This is a genomic window from Streptomyces sparsus, assembly GCF_054776295.1.
In genome coordinates, this window is sequence record NZ_BAAHCA010001612.1 from 1 (window position 1) to 640 (window position 640).

Consider the following 640-nt stretch of genomic DNA (forward strand, 5'->3'; position numbering starts at 1 on the left):
GAGGCCGGACGGCGGGCGCTGCTGCGGCAGTTGCTGCGCCGCCGGTACGAGCGGTGGGAGCGGGAGTGGGCGCGGGGCGGCCCCGACTGGGGCCGCACGGACGCGTCGAACTGACCCGGGAACCGAACCCGGCGATGAGGGCCGACCGGTCATCCGACCGGCAACGCACACGCTACCGTGGTGCGACCGACAGGCTTGGCAGCACGTTCAGTTATCGCACGGTTCTCGCACGAGGTTGGGGCAACACGGTCCATGGCACAGGGCTCGGTCCAGGTGACGCACACGAGCACGTCGCGGTGGCGGCGGCGTACGGGCGACTACGCCTCACTCGCCGCGGCGCTGGAGGCCGCCGGGGACGGTGACGTGCTGACCATAGGTCCCGGCACCTACCGCGAGAACCTGGTGATAGAGCGGGCGGTGACGCTGCGCGGGCCCGAGCGGGCCGGCACCGGCTCGGTACGCATCACACCGGCGGACGGGGTTCCGCTCACGGTGCGCGCGGCAGCCGTGGTGCGCGACCTCCAGATCGAGGGGCAGGAGCCAGCGGCGCTCGCGCTGCTCGTCGAAGGCAGCACACCGGAGCTGACCGGACTGCGCGTGATGACCCGCTCCGCGGCCGGCATCGAGGTCCGCGAGGGCG

The 640-nt window shown here is 73.3% G+C and carries 1 pseudogene; it reads left to right on the forward strand.

Features of this window, described 5'->3' with window-relative positions:
• Nucleotides 1-252 precede the first annotated feature (252 nt).
• A pseudogene (locus ACYVE9_RS29915) lies at nt 253-640 on the forward strand (right-handed parallel beta-helix repeat-containing protein); the annotation flags it as partial.